Here is a 1,368-nt window from a genome sequence, read left to right as displayed (position 1 = left end):
GCAGGCGTGAGAGCGTCGGGCCACACGTCCTCGCCCGGCCCCTTCGTCTGGTCACCTGGGACGACGTATTTTCCGAGGTCCCACATCAGCTGAGCGCCTCCGCCGGGACCGAGAGCGGCCGTGTTGGCACCCCAGTTGGCGCCGAACTGGGCTACCTTCAGTCCGAACTCGGCCCCTTCCAGGACGTGGCCCGGCTGAGTGAGGACTCCGCGGAAGAAGCCGTAAGGCGAAGCTCCGGCCATCTTGCCGAGTTGGCTGCCGACCTTGTACGCCCCGAACCCGAAAGCCAGAGCTGCGGCGTCGGCGATCACCGTTGGGTCTGTCAGCGCGTCGACGAAGCTTCCCGACTCCCCGACCTTCTGCAGGTAGTGCGACCCGAGGGCGACAGCGCCGAGGATGAGTGCCGGTGCGGCCAGGAACTGCAAGCCGGGCACCAGCGACAGCAGGCCGAGCACGGTGCTGGCGAAACCGGCGATGTTGCCGATGATCTCGAAGACCCAGGCGTACTCCTTGAGGAAGTCCTTGAGATCGTCAAGGATCGCCTCGCCGAGCTCAGCGGCCATCTTCGCGAAGTCTGCGATGACCTCGCCGATCTTGTCCCAGATCCCTGGCTCGTTGGGCGCGATGTCCATCGCGTGCTTGAGCCGGTCGGCGACCGCCCCGCCTTCCTCGACGTAGCGTTCCCGCAGCCGCTCGGCCTGGCCGCGTATTTCCTCGAGGTCGGCGTTGGCCGCGTGCAGCGATTTCTCCTTGCCGCTGCGCTTCTCCTCTTGCCGTTCCCGCTTCGCCTTCTCCTCGTGCGTCTGGTCGCCCAGCCGCTCGGCGAATCCAGGCTTCGGCGGCATGCCGTCCAGCTCACGCTGGAGGCCGGCCGCCTTGTCCTTGGCGGCCTGCGCCTCACTCTCCAGTTTCTCCGCATACGCCTGCTGCTCGCGCATGTAGCGCGCCCAGTCGTCCAGGGCACGTCCAGCGTCGGTGAACGAGTCGCGTGCGTCGTTGACCTTGGGCCGGAAGTCGTCGTGGAACTGCTCACGGAAGGCTTCGGCAGCCTTGCCCTTCCACTCTCCACGGCCAGTGCCGTTGAGGACCTGCGCGATGTCGCCCAGCGTCTTTCCCGTCCTGACAACTATTTCCGCGACGTGCGCGGCGTCCGCCTGATTGCCGGGGCAGGGGCAGAACCCGATCGCGGGAAAGCGGGCGTCGGCGGCGGGGTCGGGGCGCAGCCAACCGGGCTGGGAGTAGTCCGTCACGGCTTGCCGCCCTTCCCGGACCGGGCCTTCTCCAACTCCCGTGCGAACTGCTCGTCCGTCTCCTCGAAGGTCTTTTTGATCTGTCCGAGTGCCTTCGCCGCGGACTTCGAGTTTTGAT

1 protein-coding gene is annotated in these 1,368 nt (G+C 66.8%); it reads right to left on the bottom strand.

All coding sequences use genetic code 11. The features are described from left to right. The coding region (locus tag AB0E98_RS33720; protein WP_361710303.1) for a WXG100 family type VII secretion target at nucleotides 1–1,250 on the bottom strand (1,250 nt) is incomplete at its 3' end. Nucleotides 1,251–1,368 lie beyond the last annotated feature (118 nt).

The organism is Streptomyces sp. NPDC037389, assembly GCF_040636475.1.
Lineage (GTDB): Bacteria > Actinomycetota > Actinomycetes > Streptomycetales > Streptomycetaceae > Streptomyces > Streptomyces hesseae.
The sequence above is the reverse complement of the archived record's forward strand: the minus strand, read 5'-3'. Positions and strand labels throughout refer to the sequence as shown.